The sequence below is a fragment of the Leucobacter sp. Ag1 genome, from assembly GCF_000980875.1.
Taxonomy (GTDB): domain Bacteria; phylum Actinomycetota; class Actinomycetes; order Actinomycetales; family Microbacteriaceae; genus Leucobacter; species Leucobacter iarius.
In genome coordinates, this window is the sequence record NZ_LAYO01000053.1 from 1 (window position 1) to 15,502 (window position 15,502).

Annotated in this window: 18 protein-coding genes; 7 read left to right on the forward strand and 11 right to left on the reverse strand. The window is 71.7% G+C overall.

The features are described 5' to 3' along the window. On the forward strand, positions 1–1,558 hold a 1,558-nt coding region (locus tag XM48_RS01145), incomplete at its 5' end, for a lipase family protein (protein ID WP_046453941.1). Between the two features lie 109 nt (positions 1,559–1,667). Here XM48_RS01145 and XM48_RS01150 read toward each other — a convergent pair. From XM48_RS01150 to XM48_RS01180, 7 genes are all read right to left on the reverse strand, one after another. Further along, positions 1,668–2,684 carry a nitronate monooxygenase family protein gene (locus tag XM48_RS01150; RefSeq protein WP_046453942.1) on the reverse strand — a complete coding sequence of 339 codons (1,017 nt, stop codon included), beginning with the start codon at positions 2,682–2,684 and terminating at the stop codon, positions 1,668–1,670. Positions 2,685–2,995: 311 nt separating this feature from the next. Beyond that, positions 2,996–3,637, reverse strand: a complete 642-nt coding sequence (locus XM48_RS01155; protein ID WP_052961217.1) for a copper resistance CopC family protein — start codon at positions 3,635–3,637, stop codon at positions 2,996–2,998. Further along, a complete protein-coding gene (locus tag XM48_RS01160) occupies positions 3,634–4,401 on the reverse strand; it encodes a YcnI family protein (protein ID WP_046453943.1) in 768 nt (255 codons plus the stop codon). The genes XM48_RS01155 and XM48_RS01160 overlap by 4 nt, the downstream gene beginning before the upstream one ends. Before the next feature lie 154 nt (positions 4,402–4,555). Further along, positions 4,556–5,188 (reverse strand): hypothetical protein, encoded by a 633-nt coding sequence (locus XM48_RS16770; protein WP_052961218.1) that lies wholly within the window; start codon positions 5,186–5,188, stop codon positions 4,556–4,558. 87 nt (positions 5,189–5,275) lie between these two features. After that, positions 5,276–6,652 (reverse strand): L-serine ammonia-lyase, encoded by a 1,377-nt coding sequence (locus tag XM48_RS01170; protein WP_046453944.1) that lies wholly within the window; start codon positions 6,650–6,652, stop codon positions 5,276–5,278. A gap of 185 nt (positions 6,653–6,837) precedes the next feature. Continuing rightward, positions 6,838–7,365 carry a hypothetical protein gene (locus XM48_RS01175; protein ID WP_046453945.1) on the reverse strand — a complete coding sequence of 176 codons (528 nt, stop codon included), beginning with the start codon at positions 7,363–7,365 and terminating at the stop codon, positions 6,838–6,840. A 145-nt stretch (positions 7,366–7,510) separates the two neighbouring features. Beyond that, positions 7,511–8,023 carry a hypothetical protein gene (locus XM48_RS01180; RefSeq protein ID WP_046453946.1) on the reverse strand — a complete coding sequence of 171 codons (513 nt, stop codon included), beginning with the start codon at positions 8,021–8,023 and terminating at the stop codon, positions 7,511–7,513. 151 nt (positions 8,024–8,174) lie between these two features. Here XM48_RS01180 and XM48_RS01185 point away from each other — a divergent pair, with 151 nt between their 5' ends. From XM48_RS01185 to XM48_RS01210, 6 genes are all read left to right on the forward strand, one after another. After that, complete coding sequence (locus XM48_RS01185; protein ID WP_046453958.1) at positions 8,175–9,593, forward strand: NAD(P)/FAD-dependent oxidoreductase; 1,419 nt, start codon at positions 8,175–8,177, stop codon at positions 9,591–9,593. Between the two features lie 51 nt (positions 9,594–9,644). Then, complete coding sequence (locus tag XM48_RS01190; protein WP_046453947.1) at positions 9,645–10,526, forward strand: ABC transporter ATP-binding protein; 882 nt, start codon at positions 9,645–9,647, stop codon at positions 10,524–10,526. Position 10,527: 1 nt separating this feature from the next. Further along, entirely contained in the window at positions 10,528–11,232 is a 705-nt protein-coding gene (locus tag XM48_RS01195) for an ABC transporter permease (RefSeq protein ID WP_046453948.1), read from the forward strand. Next, positions 11,229–11,972 carry an ABC transporter permease gene (locus XM48_RS01200; protein WP_046453949.1) on the forward strand — a complete coding sequence of 248 codons (744 nt, stop codon included), beginning with the start codon at positions 11,229–11,231 and terminating at the stop codon, positions 11,970–11,972. Before XM48_RS01195 ends, XM48_RS01200 begins: the two co-directional genes overlap by 4 nt. Positions 11,973–11,998: 26 nt before the next feature. After that, a complete protein-coding gene (locus XM48_RS01205; protein ID WP_046453950.1) occupies positions 11,999–12,913 on the forward strand; it encodes an ABC transporter substrate-binding protein in 915 nt (304 codons plus the stop codon). Between the two features lie 99 nt (positions 12,914–13,012). Next, the gene (locus XM48_RS01210; protein WP_046453951.1) at positions 13,013–13,381 is read left to right on the forward strand and encodes a DUF2510 domain-containing protein; all 369 of its coding nucleotides are present in this window, start codon (positions 13,013–13,015) and stop codon (positions 13,379–13,381) included. 61 nt (positions 13,382–13,442) lie between these two features. On the opposite strand, the gene XM48_RS01215 is transcribed toward XM48_RS01210, so the two are convergent. From XM48_RS01215 to XM48_RS01230, 4 genes are all read right to left on the reverse strand, one after another. Then, positions 13,443–13,640, reverse strand: coding sequence for a hypothetical protein (locus XM48_RS01215; RefSeq protein ID WP_046453952.1), 198 nt, complete (start codon positions 13,638–13,640; stop codon positions 13,443–13,445). A 63-nt stretch (positions 13,641–13,703) separates the two neighbouring features. Next, the gene (locus XM48_RS01220) at positions 13,704–14,234 is read right to left on the reverse strand and encodes a hypothetical protein (RefSeq protein ID WP_046453953.1); all 531 of its coding nucleotides are present in this window, start codon (positions 14,232–14,234) and stop codon (positions 13,704–13,706) included. After that, positions 14,231–14,815 (reverse strand): YdeI family protein, encoded by a 585-nt coding sequence (locus XM48_RS01225; protein ID WP_046453954.1) that lies wholly within the window; start codon positions 14,813–14,815, stop codon positions 14,231–14,233. Before XM48_RS01225 ends, XM48_RS01220 begins: the two co-directional genes overlap by 4 nt. Next, positions 14,812–15,502 (reverse strand): ATP-binding cassette domain-containing protein (locus tag XM48_RS01230; RefSeq protein ID WP_046453955.1); only part of this gene is annotated, 691 nt, incomplete at its 5' end. The genes XM48_RS01225 and XM48_RS01230, both read right to left, overlap by 4 nt.

Genomic DNA, 15,502 nt, shown 5'->3' on the forward strand with positions numbered 1-15,502 from the left:
CGCGCCCGGCGCGCTCATCGCGGTCGGCGCCGGGATCGCGATCCGCAGCGACATCGGCGCGCCCGCCCTCGCGGCCCTCATCGGTCTCGGCCTCATGGTGCACGGCGTGCTCTCGGCCGTGCAGTCGTTCCGCACGCACGAGTCGCGCCGGCTCGCGGGCCTCCTCTCGGCGGGCGCGAGCATCATCATCGGCTTCGTCAGCCTCACCTGGCCCGTGCTCACCCTCGACTTCATCCGGATCGGCACGGCCGTGTGGCTCGCCTTCGTCGGGTTGCGGCTGCTCTTCGAATCCGCGATCCGCCGCTGGGCGCGCCGCTCGGGCATCACGTGGAGCCCGCGCCTCCGCGTGCGCCACACGCTCGCCGCGGGCGGCGCCCTCGCCCTCGCCGTGCTGCTCGCGATGGGCAGCGGCTGGCTGCTGCGCAGCGACAAGCGGCCCGCGCCCGGCAACTTCTACGCCGCACCCGCGAACCTGCCCGGCGAGCCCGGCAAGCTGCTGCGCTCGGAACCCCTGACCGAGGGGGTGCCGCAGGGCGCGCGCGCCTGGAGGATCCTCTACACGAGCACGAGCAGCGACGGTTCCCCGACCCTCGCGAGCGGCACCGTGCTCGCGCCGCTGCACCCGGCGGCGGACGACGCGCCCCTGCTCAGCATCGCGCACGGCACCACGGGGGTCTCGCGCCCCTGCGCCCCCTCGCTCAGCAGCACCCCCTTCGCCGACGGAGCCTCGACCTCGCTCACCTCGATGGTGGTGCAGCACGGCTGGGTCGGCGTCACCTCCGACTACGCCGGGCTCGGCACGGAGGGGCAGGAGGCCTACCTCGTCGGGCAGGACGAGGCGCGCAACGTGCTCGACGCGTCCCGCGCGGCGCGGGAGCTCGGCGAACTGCAGCTCAGCCACCGCACCGTCGTCTGGGGGCACTCGCAGGGCGGGCACGGCGCGCTCTGGACCGCGAAGATCGCCGCCGAGTACGCGCCCGAGCTGACCGTCGTCGCGACCGCGGCGATGGCCCCCGCGAGCGACCTGTACGGCCTCGCCGAACTCGACAAGAAGGATGCCGCCGGCAAGGTCATCTCGTCGTACATCGCGGCGTCCTGGGACACGCATTACCCTGAGCTGAACCTGCTCGCCCACCTCACCCCGGGATCCGCCCCGGGCGTGGATCGCATCTCGCAGCTCTGCTTCAACGACCGCGACGCGATCGCGGCGCTGCTGCGCGGCACGCAGATCCCCAACCAGGTGTTCCCCGACAAGCTCCTCTCGGGCGAGCTCGGCGCGCTGCTGCGCGAGAACTCGCCGAAGGGCCCGTTCGACGCCCCGCTGCTCGTGGCGCAGGGGCTCGCGGATCCCCTCGTGCGCCCGCAGCTGCAGCGCGGCTGGGTCGGGGACCAGTGCGCCGCCGGCGTCGCGCTCGACTACCGCACCTACCCCGGACTCGGCCACATGGAGCTCGTCGGCCCGAAATCACCGCTCACCCCGCAGCTCGTGCAGTGGACGCTCGACCGCTGGAACGGCGAGCCCGCGCCGAACAACTGCGCGTCGCTGCCGGCGGGCTGATCCGCCCGTCATCCTGCGCGACCCGGGACCCCGTCATCCTGCGCGACGAAGGAGTCGCAGGATCCCGCGCCCCCTTCCTCGCGCAGGATGACGGCGGCGGCGAACCGGATCAGGCGAACTGCGCGAGCCGTTCCTGCAGGCGCTGCTTCGCCTCGGCCACGGTGCGGCGCACGACCTCGCCCGCGCTCGGGATGTCGTGGATCAGGCCCTGCACCTGACCCACGGTCCAGATGCCGGCCTCGATGTCACCCTGCTCGAACACCTTCCGACCTCGCGCGCCGGCGACGAGCGGCTGCACGTCGGGGAACTGTCCGCCGTCGTTCAGGATCCGCACGACCTCGTCGCTCACCGAGTTCTTCGCGACACGCGCCGTGTTGCGCAGGGTACGGAAGATGAGGTTGGTGTCGAGCTCGCTCGCCGCGACGATCCGCTCCTTGACGGCCTGCGCGATCGGCGACTCGACCGTGCACATGAAGCGCGATCCCATGTTGATGCCGTCGGCGCCGAGCGCGAGCGCCGCCGCGAGTCCGCGCCCGTCGGCGAAGCCGCCCGAGGCGATGAACGGGATCGACAGCGCGTCGGCCGCCGCCGGGATCAGCACGAGCCCGGGCACGTCGTCCTCACCGGGGTGCCCCGCGCACTCGAAGCCGTCGATTGACACGGCCGCGACGCCGAGGCTCTGCGCCTTCAGCGCGTGCCGCACGCTCGTGCACTTGTGGATCACCTTGATGCCGGCATCCGTGAACTGCTGCATGTGCGGCTCGGGGCTCGACCCGGCGGTCTCGACGATGGTGACGCCCGCGTCGATGATCGCCTGCCGGTACTCGTCGTAGGGTGGCGGGGCGATCGACGGGAGGATCGTGAGGTTCACGCCGATCGGCTTGTCGGTGAGGGTGCGCGCCCGCTCAACCTCCTTGACCAGATCCGCCGGCGTCGGCTGCGTCAGCGCCGTGATGATGCCGAGGCCGCCCGCCTCCGAGACGGCGGCGGCGAGCTCGGCCCGGCCGACCCACATCATGCCGCCCTGCACCACCGGATACTCGATCCCGAGCACCTCGGTGAAGCGGGTGGAGAGGCGGGGGCGGGCGTCGGTCGCCACGGGGCTGCGGTCTGCGTTGTCCGTCATGGCTCACATCCTGGCGCGACGCGATCGGCCCGGGCTGTGTTCCGCGGCTTTTCTGTCGCAGGTGCACGAAGAATGCGGGCGCAGCGCCGGTCGCCGCTGGCGGGTTCCGCCGGTCGTCGTGCTTCTCATGATCCCGGTTCCCACTCGACTTGCGATTCGCACCTCGCAATTCGCATCTCGCACGTCAGCCGAGTGAGCAGTTGTACAGGTTATGCGGCTTCATAACCTGTACAACTGCTCACTCGACCGGGGCGCCGGAGCGCAGGAGCGCCAGCGCGGGAGCGCCAGCGCGGGAGCGCAGGAGCGCAGGATCAGCGCCCGGCGCGCGGCTTCCGCAGGATCACCCAGGCGCCGAGGCCGACGACGAGCACCGCCGCACCGCCGACTCCGGCGCCGATCCAGAGCCCATTGCCGGTGCCCTTCGTCTCGGCAAGGCGCTCACCACCTGCCGGTTCCGAGGCAGAGGCCCCGCTCCCGGCGGGCGCCGCCTTGCCGCAGTGCGGCGTCTTCGACCCCGCGCCCGGGGCGGGCTCGCCCGTGTAGGTGAAGGTGAATCGGTCGGCCACGGGGTGCCCGTCGGACGACACGACCCGCCACTCGACCTCGTACTTCCCGGCCGGGCCGAGCTTCACCGGCGTCGTGACCCGCGTCGCCGACAGCGTCGGACACGAGGTCTCGTAGTACTTCCCGTCGGGGCCGATCACCTGCACGAGGTTGCCCTCTTCGAGTCCGAGCGGCGAGTTGTTGAACTGCAGCACGACGGAGTCGACCGATCCCGTCGTCGTGTCGGGCGCCGGTGTCGCGCTCACGAGCGAGTCGTGGGCGAACGCCGCCGACGCGGCGAACGGGACCGCGACGAGCGCCAGAGCGGCTCCCGCGAGCGCGGCCCGGATCCCACGCCCGCTCCCGCTCCCGCTCCCGCGCCCCCGAGGATCCTTCCGACCGCGGATCACGCCTGCGGCTTCCGCGAACGGGAGAACGCCAGCGCAGCGAGCAGCGCCCCGCCCGCCGCGAGCACGATCGCGCCGATGCTCAGTCCCAGCGACACCGCGCCGGAATCGCTCCCGGCGTTCGACGAGTTCTCGGCCGCCTCGCCGTGGTGCGCATCGGCCTTCGCCGTCACGCCCGCGTGGTGGTCGCCCGCGGGCGGCGCGTCGTTGATCCAGAGCACGGGCGCCGGCTCGAGAGTGTCGTTCTTCGCGACCTCCTCGGGCGTCGCCTTCCACTCGACGACCTTGCCGTCGCTGTAGGTCTGCGTGACGGGGATCACGACACGGCCGGTGTCGGGCACGGGCCCGATCGAGAGGGTGAAGGTCTGCACCTGGCCGGGCAGGATCCCCGATCCATCGGCGGTCATGGTGACCTCGGTGGGCGCTTCTTCGATGGTGTTGCCCATGACCTTGACCGGCTTCTGCAGCTTCTGCTGGGCGACCACCGTCTTCCAGCCGGGCGTCGGCTGGTACGAGACGTGGGTGAAGGGGGTGTCCTTCGGCAGGTGCACCTCGAGCTTGGTGGTGCTCGCGGTGTCGGACTCGGTGGGGACGCGGAACGTGACGTAGCTCCAGCCGCCGGCCTCGACCTGGCCGGGATCGACCGTGACGTGCGCGGACGCCGCCATGGGGGCGGCGATCGCGAGCGTCGCGCCGAGGCCGAGGGCCGCGACGGCGCCGAGGAGGTGCTTCTGCTGACGGATGTTGCGAGGAGTGCGAGTGTGCATGTGTATGCCGACTTTCGGTGTGCGCGCACGCCCGACGCGGTGCCGGTGCGAGCGGTCGGCGGGACGCAGCGGGGCGTCGCCGATACGGGCCGCAGCGGTCGTCCGTGCTTCGGAGGACCGCGCGTGCGCAGAGAAATGGGATGCGGAGTGCGGGCTACGCCGGGAGCGGCGGTCCGCGCAGACGCATCTCCGTCAGCACGACGAGTTTCGGCGCGGTGAAGCGCCAGGCCGCGGCGATCCGCACCGCCGCGCGCTGCGGCGACGGGACCCAGTTCAGCACGCGCAGCAGGCGATCCCAGCCGAAGAGGTCGAGCAGCGCGCGCAGCGCCTGCTCCCCCGCTCCGAGCGCGGCCACGGTCACGGCGGCGCCGATCAGGTGGGCGATCCACATGCCGACTCCCGCGTGCGCCGCGTGCGCGGCCGGGCCGACCGAAGCGATCCCGGGCAGCAGCGCCTGCGCGGTGTGCGCCGCGTGGGCGCTCTGCGCGGTCGCCGCGGCAGCTGCGTCGGTCGCGGCCGGCAGTGCGGCAGGGTCGGTGATCCCGATCAGCAGCAGACCGTGGAACACGAACTGGCTGAGGCCGACCGCGAGCGACAGCCGGATCCACGACAGCTCGCGTCCCGCGAGCGCGACGCAGAGCGGCACCGCGAACACGAGCGTCAGCAGGATGCCGAGCAGCGGCGCCGGGCGTCCGTCGGCGATGGAGTGGGACAGCACGGCGACGAGCACCGCGATCGCGGCGGCGACGAGTCCTCGACCCGTTCGATCCGCTCGCGATGACAGCACGCCTGCGATTCTACGGCGTCCCTGGGCGATGCGGGATCCCTCGCCGCGCGCGTCGATGCGCGTCCCGGCGCGCACGCCGGTGCCGGATCAGCACTCGACGACGTTGACGGCGAGGCCGCCCGTGCTCGTCTCCTTGTAGCGCTCCGACATGTCGGCGCCCGTCTGCCGCATCGTCTCGATGGTCGTGTCGAGCGGGACGACGTGCGTGCCGTCGCCGAGCAGTGCGAGCCGGCAGGCGGTCAGCGCTGTCGACGCCGCGACCGCGTTGCGCTCGATGCACGGGATCTGCACGAGCCCGCCCACGGGATCGCAGGTCAGGCCGAGGTGGTGTTCGAGGGCGATCTCGGCGGCGTTCTCGATCTGGGCGACCGATCCCCCGCGGATCGCGGTGATCCCGGCGGCGGCCATCGCGCAGGCGCTGCCGACCTCGGCCTGGCAGCCGGCCTCGGCGCCCGAGATGGAGGCGTTGGCTTTGAACACGGATCCGATCGCGGTCGCGGTGAGCAGGAAGGTGCGGATCGCTTCGGGATCGAAGCCGCCCTGGACGGTCGCGAAGTAGAGGACGGCCGGCAGCACGCCCGCGGCGCCGTTCGTGGGGGCCGTGACGACGCGGCGCCCGGCCGCGTTCTCCTCGTTCACGGCGAGCGCGTAGAGCGCCAGCGCCTCCTCGGCGGTGTCGCAGCCGTCGCGCTCGCGCAGCTTGCGCAGGCCCTCGGCGGCTCGGCGCTTCACGCCCAGGCGACCCGGCAGCACGCCCTGCCCCTCGAGCCCGCGCTCGATGCAGGATCGCATCTCGGACCAGATCAGATCGAGACCCGCCTGGGCTTTCTCTTCCCCATGCAGCGCGACCTCGTCCTCCCACGCGATGTCGGCGATGCGGCGGTCGCCGACGACCTCCATCAGCTCGGCGATGCTCGCGTAGCGGTGGCGGAGCTGCGGGGCGGCCGGATCCTCGGCGGCGCCGGCATCGGCGTCGGCATCGGTCTCGGGATCCCCGACCCGCTCGATGAATCCGCCGCCGATCGACAGGTAGGTCTCGCTGAGCAGCGTCTCGCCGTCCGCTTCGGCGGTGAGCACGAGGGAGTTCGGGTGCCCGTCGTGCCGCGAGAACGGGGCGAACACGATGTCGTCCTTGTTCATGGAGACGCCGTCGACGTCGATCGTCTCGCCGCGGTCGAGGCGATCCCACTCGCCGTGCACCAGATCGGGGTCGACCGTCTCGGGCTGCAGTCCCCGCAGGCCGGCGATCACGGCGTCGGGCGATCCGTGGCCGATGCCGGTCGCGGCGAGCGAGCCTTGGAGGCGCACGACGAAGCGCGTCACCCGCGGCAGATCGCCGACGGCGGCGAGACGCTCGCGGAACATCGCACCCGCACGCATCGGCCCAACGGTGTGCGAGCTCGAGGGCCCGATGCCGAGCGAGAAGAGTTCGAGCGCTGAGACGTAGACGCCCCGATCAGTCATGCTACGGCCGGTCCTTCCTGAGGCTGCGTCCGACGTTGGACACCGTCCAGAGTAGCGCTCCGACCTCGATCAGTCCTGGGCCGCTAACTCGTGAGTCCTCCAATGCGCGGTGCTGCGGCGCGAACTCGAACCAAAAAAACAACTGACCTGATTAGGAGGCAGCATTACGTAGGGTCCGTCTCCGCTCAGTGCCCAATCAAGATCTTGGCAACAGCAATCCCCGCCGCCACCACGGCGACGCCGACTCCGCTGAGGATCATGCGGAGCGAGCTGGGCTGCTTGCGGATACGGGCGACGATCACGCCGGTGAGGCCGAGGCGCACGATCACGTAGATCTCCGCCGCGAGCTGCGCCCACTCCCCCGGCGCCCCGAAGAGCGCCGCGAGGCCGAGCACTGCGGCAGGGAAGACGCCCGAGGTGAGCACGGGCATCGAGTTGCGCAGCTCGTCGCGCGCTTCCTCACGACTGAGCCGGTGATCCGAGCGCACCCGGAACCCCACCGACTCGGCGAAGGTGTGCGCCAGGAACGTCGTCGCCGAGGCGCCGAGCACGATCCAGAACGACCAGCCGCTCTGCGCGTCCTCCCGCGACAGCGGGATGAGCGTCGCGAGCACGATGATATTGCCGTACACATACGCGGTGATCCGACTGGCCACGTCCTCGAGCGGCAGATCACCGCGGTCGCGCCGCTTTCGTTTCCACCCGAATCGCATGGGATCAGGCTACCGCCGTCTGCGCGGGCCGACGTGCACCGGCGCCAGCCCGCACTGGCACCAACGCGCACCGAAGCACCCGCGAGGATCGCCCCCAACACGCACCAGCGCCCCACTCACCCGAGCGGATCGCCCGCCGCCACTCTCAGAGCAAGTCGTCGCCCGCCTCTTCGAGGGGTCCCGCCCACCAGCCGGACGCTCCGAGCGCGCCAGGGTCGATGCGGGTGAGCGTCTCGCGCAGGATCCGGAGCCGCTCGGTGTGCGGGAGTTGCCCGCGCCGAGCAGCCCCGGGTTTGAGGGTTCCAGCTCGCAGCGCCGCGAGCTTCGCCGCGGCCTGCTCGGCGGTGAGGATCACGGGCCCGGCCGGTGCGGGGCCCGTTTCTAGGTAGTGCGCGAACGCTTCGAGGAAGCCCTCGGCGCTCGCGCGGTCCCGGTTCAGCGGCGTGAGGGCGCCGCTCCGCGGATCGTGCACGGCGAGGCTCCGATCCCCGTCGAGTTCGATGATCGGCAGTTCCCCCTCGAGCAGCGAACCGACGACCTGACCACCCGCTCCGGCACCCGCCTCGATCCGACGCGCTTCCAGCGCATCGCCAGCAGCACCACCACCGGCACCAGCGCCGAAGAACACCATTCCGAACGGCGGATCCACGTGCGACATGATCCTCACCCTACCCGCGCACACAACGCCGCATCGAGGCCCGGCACGACCACTGAACCTGACCGCGAGGTCGGAACTGCGGATCCCCCTTCCCCGAGCCCACTGAAGCTGAAAGGGTGGGAGCATCCGATTCGGAGAGGCTGTGATGCAGATGACCGATGAATACGATCTGATCGTGCTGGGCGGCGGCCCGGTGGGCGAAAACGTCGCGGATCGAGCCGTGCAGGGCGGCCTCACGGCGGTGATCGTCGAGAGCGAGCTCGTCGGCGGCGAGTGCTCCTACTGGGCGTGCATGCCGTCGAAGGCGCTGCTGCGCTCCGGGCAGGTGCTCCGTGCGGCCCGCCGAGTGCCCGGCGCCGCCGAGGCGGTGACGGGCGAGCTCGACGTGCCCGCGGTACTGCGACGCCGCGACGCGTTCACGAGCGACTGGGACGACTCCGGCCAGGTCGACTGGCTGAACAGCGCGAACATCGATCTGGTGCGCGGGCACGGCCGGATCAGCGGCGAGCGCCGCGTCACGGTGACGGGCCCCGACGGCGACGAGCGCGCGCTCACGGCGCGGCACGCGGTCGCGGTGAGCACAGGATCCGATGCGGTGGTGCCCGGGATCCCCGGCCTGCAGGAGGCCGGCCCGTGGACGAGCCGGGAGGCGACGAGCGCTGAGGAGGTGCCGGAGCGCCTGGTCGTGGTCGGCGGCGGCGTGGTCGCGGTCGAGATGGCGACGGCGTTCGCGTCCCTGGGCTCCCGGGTGACGATGCTGGCGCGCAGCGGCCTACTCGGCGCGTTCGAGCCGTTCGCGGGCGAGCTCGTGGCCGAGGGGCTGCGTGAGCTGGGTGTCGATGTGCGCACGGGCGTCTCGCCCACGCGCGTGGATCGGGATGTCGCCGGAGTCACCGTCCGAGTGGACGGGGGCGAGGTGCTCGCCGAGGAGATCCTCGTGGCGACGGGCCGGAGCCCGCGCAGCGACGACATCGGGCTCGAGACGATCGGCCTGGAACCGGGATCGTGGCTCCGCACCGACGACTCGCTGCGGGTGCCGGGGCTCGATTGGCTGTACGCGGTCGGCGATGTGAACGGCAGGGCTCCGCTGACTCACCAAGGCAAGTACCAGGCGCGCGCCGCGGGCGATGCGATCGCCGCGCGTGCGCAGGGCGGCCCGGTCGATGACCGCGCCTGGGGCCGGCACGCGGCGACGGCGGATCGCTCATCGGTGCCGCAGGTCGTGTTCTCGGAACCGGAGGTCGCATCGGTCGGCCTCACCGAAGCCGCGGCGCAGCGAGCCGGACGGCACGTGCGCGCGGTCGATGTCGAGTTCTCCTCGGTCGCGGGGGCCTCCCTGCACGGCGACGGCCCGAGCGGGCGGGCGCGAATCGTGGTCGACGAGGATCGTCACGTGCTGCTGGGCGCGACGTTCGTCGGACCGGAGGTCGCCGAACTCGTGCACGCGGCGACCGTCGCGGTGGTCGGCGAGGTGCCGATCCAGCGGCTCTGGCACGCGGTCCCCTCCTACCCGACGGTGAGCGAGATCTGGTTGCGGCTGCTCGAGGCGTACGGACGGGACTCGGCGTAATCGTACGGTTCCCCCTCGTGAATGTCGGTGGGGTGCCGTAGTGTCTGAGCGATGATCGAGTTCCGCTCCGTATCGAAGAGATTCCCCGATGGCACCCTCGCCGTCGGGGAGTTCAACCTGGTCATTCCCGCGCGCCGCACCACGGTGCTGGTGGGCTCCTCGGGCTCGGGCAAGACCACGCTCCTGCGCATGATCAACCGCATGGTCGATCCGAGCTCGGGCACGGTCGAGATCGACGGCGAGACCGTGCAGGATCGCGACCCCGTCACGCTCCGCCGCAGCATCGGCTACGTCATGCAGAACTCGGGTCTCATGCCGCACTTCACCGTGATCGACAACGTCTCGACGGTGCTCCGCCTCAACGGCGCGTCACAGCGCGACGCGCACGCACGGGCGCGCGAACTACTCGACACGGTCGGACTCGACCGCGCGCTGGCCGACCGCTACCCGAGCCAGCTCTCCGGCGGGCAGCAGCAGCGGGTCGGCGTGGCCCGCGGCCTCGCCGCCGACCCCAACATCCTGCTCATGGACGAGCCCTTCGGCGCCGTCGATCCGATCGTGCGCTCCGAGCTGCAGCAGGAGCTGCTGCGCCTGCAGCGCGAACTCGGCAAGACGGTCGTCTTCGTCACGCACGACATAGACGAGGCGCTGCTCCTGGGCGATCAGATCGTCATCCTCGACGCCGGTGCGCGCATCGTGCAGCAGGGCTCCCCCGACGAGATCCTCGCGAACCCCGCCGACGGCTTCGTCTCGGCGTTCATCGGAGCCGATCGGGGCAAGCGCGCGCTGAGCCTCAGGCAGACGCCCCACGGCACGATCGTGGTCGACGCCGACGGCCGCACGCAGGGTCGACTCGTCGAGGATCCGTCGCAAGCCGCCGCCGAGGGTGAATCCACCGCCGAGCCCGGCCCGGCCGCGGGAGGGGGCGACTGACGTGACCTGGATCGGCGACAACCTCGGCCTCATCCTCGACCTCACCGCGGTGCACCTGCGGCAGAGCCTCATCGCGCTCGTGCTCGGCTTCGTCCTCGCGCTGCCGCTGGGCCGCCTCGCCTGGCGCTACCGGCTCGTGCGCGGACCCATCATCCTGCTCACGGGCCTGCTCTACACGATCCCCTCGCTCGCGCTCCTCATCCTGCTGCCCGCGTTCCTCGGCTACTCGGCGATCAGCGAGACCAACCTGGTCGTCGCGCTCGCCATCTACGCCGTCGCGATCCTCGTCCGCGCCGTCGCCGACGGGCTCGACTCGGTCGACGCCGACGTGCTGCGCTCCGCGACGGCGACCGGCTACGGGCCCGCGCGCCGCTTCTGGGCGGTGGAGCTCCCGCTCGCGGGCCCCGTCATCCTCGCCGGCGTGCGCGTCGCCGCGGTCAGCACCATCGCGCTCGCCACGGTCGGCACGCTGATCGGCGTCAACAACCTCGGCTACCTCTTCACCAACGGGCTCGACCGCCGACTCATCGAGGAGGTCTTCGCGGGCGTCATCGCGGTCGTGCTGCTCGCGCTCATCATCGACGCACTGCTCGTCCTGCTCGGCCGAGTGCTCATGCCCTGGCAGCGGGCGAGCAAGAAGCCCCGCACGCGGCGCACGAGCGCCGACGCACGCAGCACGCAGCCCCGTTCGGAGGCGATCGCATGAACCTCTTCGGCGACGCACTCGCCTGGCTGTTCGATCCCGCCCAGTGGAGCGGCACCTACGGCATCCCCACGCTGCTCGGCCAGCACCTGCTCTACACCGCGCTCTCCGTCCTCATCGCGGCGGTCATCGCCGTGCCTATCGGCTGGATCATCGGCCACACCGGCACGGGCCGCGAGATCGCCGTCGCCGTCTCGGGCGCCGCGCGCGCGATCCCGTCCTTCGGCCTCCTCATCCTGCTCGTGCTGCTCTTCGGCGTGCTCCAGGTGCCGGCCGCCGCCCTGCTCACGTTCGTCCTGCTCGCGATCCCCTCGCTGCTGGCCGGGGCCTACACCGGGCTCGAGGCCATCGACCGCCGCGTCATCGATGCCGCGAAGGCCACCGGCATGACCCAGTGGCAGATCTTTTGGAAGGTCGAGTTCCGCCTCGGGCTCCCCCTCCTCATCGGCGGACTCCGCGCCGCCACGCTGCAGGTCATCGCGACCGTGACCATCGCCGCGTACGTCAACCTCGGCGGCCTCGGCTTCCCCATCATCCAGGGCATCCCGCTGCGCCGCTTCGACCAGGTGCTGGCGGGAGCGCTCCTCGTCGCACTCCTCGCGCTCATCGTCGACCTCCTGTTCGCGCTCGCCCAGCGCGCCGCCGTCCCGGCGGGCGTGCGCGCAGCGGCCGGTTCAGGCCGCCCCGCCCGCGGCGCGCATCGCGAACGCCACCGCTCTCAGCCGGCCGCCTCGGCCGGCTGAACCCGACCACCGAAGAAGGGAACACCATGTTCACCGCTCGAATCACCCGAATCGCTGCCGTCGGCGCCGCCGCGGCCGTCGCGCTCGCGCTCGGTGCGTGCAGCTCCGGCAATCCCCTCGACGACTCCGGCAAGACGACCACTTCCGGGTCCAGCGATACCGTCGTGGTCGGCTCGCAGGCCTACTACTCGAACGAGATCATCGCCGAGATCTACGCGCAGGCGCTCGAGAAGGACGGCACGAAGGTCGAGCGCAAGTTCAACATCGGGCAGCGCGACGCATACATGCCCGACCTCAAGTCGGGAGCGATCTCCCTCTTCCCCGAGTACACGGGCAACCTGCTCGAGTTCCTCGACGGCAAGGCCACCGCCACGAGCCCCGACGACGTCTACGCCGCGCTCACGAAGGCGCTCCCGAAGAACCTCACCGCCCTCGACTACGCCAAGGCCGCCGACCAGGACACCTACACGGTGCTCAAGAGCACCGCCGACAAGTACGGCCTCGAATCGATCGGCGACCTCTCGAAGCTGCCCGGCAAGCCGACCATCGGCGGCGCCCCCGAGTTCGAGAAGCGCCCCTACGGTCCCGCAGCCGCTAAGGAGCAGTACGGCGTCGACCTCGCCTTCTCGGCGACCGGCCCGACCACGCTCGACGCGCTGCGCGCCGGCACCGTGCAGGTCGCCGACATCTACTCGGCCGACCCCGCCTTCGAGAAGGGCGACCTCGTCGCGCTCAAGGATCCGAAGAACATGATCCTCTCGTCGAACGTGGTACCCATCGCCAGCAGCGACATCGCCGACAAGATCTCGAAGACGATCAACGCGGTCAGCGCGAAGCTCAGCACCGAGGAGCTCGTCAAGCTCAACGTCCAGAGCACCGTCGACAAGAAGCAGCCCGCAGACATCGCCAAGGACTGGCTGAAGGCCAACGGCCTGAGCTGACATCGGCCCGCACCAGTACACTGATCCGATACTCCGTCTCGGCGCCCCGCTCATCGCGGGCGCCGAGACGGAACCCGTCGAGAAGATCAGGAGTCGCCGGTGAGCTCCGACACCCGCCCCGAGCCCCGCTCCGAGGCGGGCTGGTGGCCGACCCAGGCACCGGGCGTCGTGCGCTGGTGGGACGGTGACGGCTGGACCGATCGCATCATGGTGAAGGGCCGCGAAACCACCATCGAAGATCGCAGATCCGCACTGGGCGATCAGCTGTTCCTCTTCGAGATCACCATGATCCTGCTCGGGGTCGCCGCCGTCATCGGCGGCGGGGCCGGATTCCTCCCCGCCGGCATGTCCGGGACGCTGGTCACGGGATTCATCGGTGCCGCGATCGCGATCCTCGTCAACACCCGGCAGCAGCAGCGACGCCTCTCGCGTACGCGCACCGGGGAGCAGTACCCGCCGGCACCCTGAATCCGGGCTCCGTCGGAACCGGCAGCGATCCGAAACTCCCCTCGGCGCGCCGAAGCGTTCGCTACGGAGTCGACACGGGCGCGTGCACCGCGGTGCTCGCCCCGGTGCCCGCCGCGGGCGGGCCGGTCAGCATCGACTGCGTCGTACCCGTGATCATGAGGAAGAGCGAGATCGCCGCGACGAACGCGAGCGCGCAGGCCGCTACGAGCGCGACCGCGACGAAGGGAACCGGCTGCTTGAGAGCGTGTGCGACTGTCATGCCTCCAGCATCGCCGCGCGCGCTCCGCCGCACATCGACCCGAGGTACTGACCCGCGTAGGACTCAGGTCTGATCCGCGCGGCCGGAATCAGCACCACCGGCACCGAGACCGGCTCCGGAATCGGCCCCACCGGCGCCGACACCCGAATCAGCACCACCGCTCCCACGGCCGCCCCCGCGGCCGCGCCCCAGCAGCACCGGACGCAGCAGCCGGACGACGAGCGCGAACACGAGGAACGCGCACGCCCCGAGGATCACGGCGTCCGCGGCGAACAGCCACCAGTTCTCGACGCTCGGCGGCGGATCGACCACGTACTTCCCGCCGATGTAGTCCATGCTCGCCGGATACCGCTGCGGTGCGTAGCGAGTGAGATCCTGCGTCGTCCAGACGAGCGGCCAACCGAACTCGACCCGCGAGAGCTGCGCCGCCGAATCGATCGTGGCCGGCAGGGTCCGCAGCCACAGCGCGAGCCCGGCCCCGAACGGCATCAGGCCGAGCAGCGGCAGCAGCCAGGACCGGACACGGCCCCGGCGCCGAGGCGGCTCGGGGTACGCGGCGGCGACATCGTCCGCGCCCATCGGGGTCCAGCTCACTGCGGGTGCGGCGTCTCGCCGCCCTCCAGCATCGCCAGGATCTTCGCGAGCCGGTTCGCCCGCGTCGTCGCGTTCGACGCGGTCATGAGCCGGTGCAGCACCGAATACCGGTTCGCCCCGTTCAGCCCCGCGAACGCGACCGCCGCGCCCGGCGACGCCGCCAGCGCGGCCACCAGGTCGTCGGGCACCTCCGCCTTCGACGCTCCCACGTACGCGCGAACCCAGCGGCCATCGCCCTTCGCGCGCTCGATCTCGGCGTGCCCGCGCTCGCGCATCCGCCCCGCTTCGATCAGCTCCGCGACGAGTCCGATGTTGCGCTCCGACCACATCGACTGCTTGCGCCGCGGCGTGAAGCGCTGCCGGAACGTCGCCGCGTCGAGGCTCCCCTTCTGCCCGTCGATCCAGCCGCTGCACAGCGCCTCGTCGAGCGCCTGCGCGTAGCTCAGCGTCGTCGGCTCGGTCGTGCCCTTCTTCGCGAGCACCAGCCAGACCCCGTCCGAGGTCTCCTCGTTCTCATCGAGCCAGGCCCGCCAGGCGGCGGCGTCGGCGAGCGTGAGCAGCGGCGGCAGCGGTGCGGTCATGCCTCCATCGTAGGGAGGCCGGCGCGATCCGGCTCCCCCGTCCCGCCGAGCCGCCAGGCGCTCGCGGCGTGCTGCTGCCGCCAGAACTCGGCGAAGCGCCCGCCGGCCGCGAGCAGTTCCTCCGGTGAACCGTCCTCGACGATGCGCCCGCCGTCGAGGAACACGACGCGGTCGGCGGCGCGGATGCTGCTCAGCCGGTGCGCGACGATCACGCGGGTGCGCGGCGTCGGGTCGTCGGCGAGCGCGGCGGACACGGCCGCCTCGTTCTCGGCGTCGAGCGCGCTGGTCGCCTCATCGACCAGGAGCACGGGAGCGCGCGACACGAGCGCCCGCGCGATCGAGACCCGCTGCCGTTCCCCGCCCGAGAGGGATCCGCCGGCCTCGCCGACCCGGCTCTCCCAGCCGCCGGGCAGGCGGTCCGCGAGGGTGTCGACGCGGGCGAGCGCGGCGGCCGCGCGCCAGCGATCCTCGGACGCCACGGGATCGCCGACGAGGATGTTGTCGCGCACGGTGCCGTCGAACAGGTACGGGTGCTGGAACACGACGCTGACGAGTTCGCGCCGCGACGCATCGCTCAGCTCGGCCAGCGGGACGCCGTCGACGAGCACGCTGCCCGCGCCCGGGCGGCGCAGGCCCGCGAGGAGCTGCAGCACGGTGGTCTTGCCCGAGCCCGAGGGGCCGACGATC

Coding starts and splice junctions, on each gene's coding strand:
- XM48_RS01225 (WP_046453954.1), bottom strand. CDS start 14,815: ATGACCGCACCGCTGCCGCCGCTGCTCACGCTCGCCGACGCCGCCGCC.
- XM48_RS01175 (WP_046453945.1), bottom strand. CDS start 7,365: ATGCGATTCGGGTGGAAACGAAAGCGGCGCGACCGCGGTGATCTGCCG.
- XM48_RS01170 (WP_046453944.1), bottom strand. CDS start 6,652: ATGACTGATCGGGGCGTCTACGTCTCAGCGCTCGAACTCTTCTCGCTC.
- XM48_RS01160 (WP_046453943.1), bottom strand. CDS start 4,401: ATGCACACTCGCACTCCTCGCAACATCCGTCAGCAGAAGCACCTCCTC.
- XM48_RS01150 (WP_046453942.1), bottom strand. CDS start 2,684: ATGACGGACAACGCAGACCGCAGCCCCGTGGCGACCGACGCCCGCCCC.
- XM48_RS01215 (WP_046453952.1), bottom strand. CDS start 13,640: ATGACAGTCGCACACGCTCTCAAGCAGCCGGTTCCCTTCGTCGCGGTC.
- XM48_RS01190 (WP_046453947.1), top strand. CDS start 9,645: ATGATCGAGTTCCGCTCCGTATCGAAGAGATTCCCCGATGGCACCCTC.
- XM48_RS01185 (WP_046453958.1), top strand. CDS start 8,175: ATGACCGATGAATACGATCTGATCGTGCTGGGCGGCGGCCCGGTGGGC.
- XM48_RS01205 (WP_046453950.1), top strand. CDS start 11,999: ATGTTCACCGCTCGAATCACCCGAATCGCTGCCGTCGGCGCCGCCGCG.
- XM48_RS01200 (WP_046453949.1), top strand. CDS start 11,229: ATGAACCTCTTCGGCGACGCACTCGCCTGGCTGTTCGATCCCGCCCAG.
- XM48_RS01180 (WP_046453946.1), bottom strand. CDS start 8,023: ATGTCGCACGTGGATCCGCCGTTCGGAATGGTGTTCTTCGGCGCTGGT.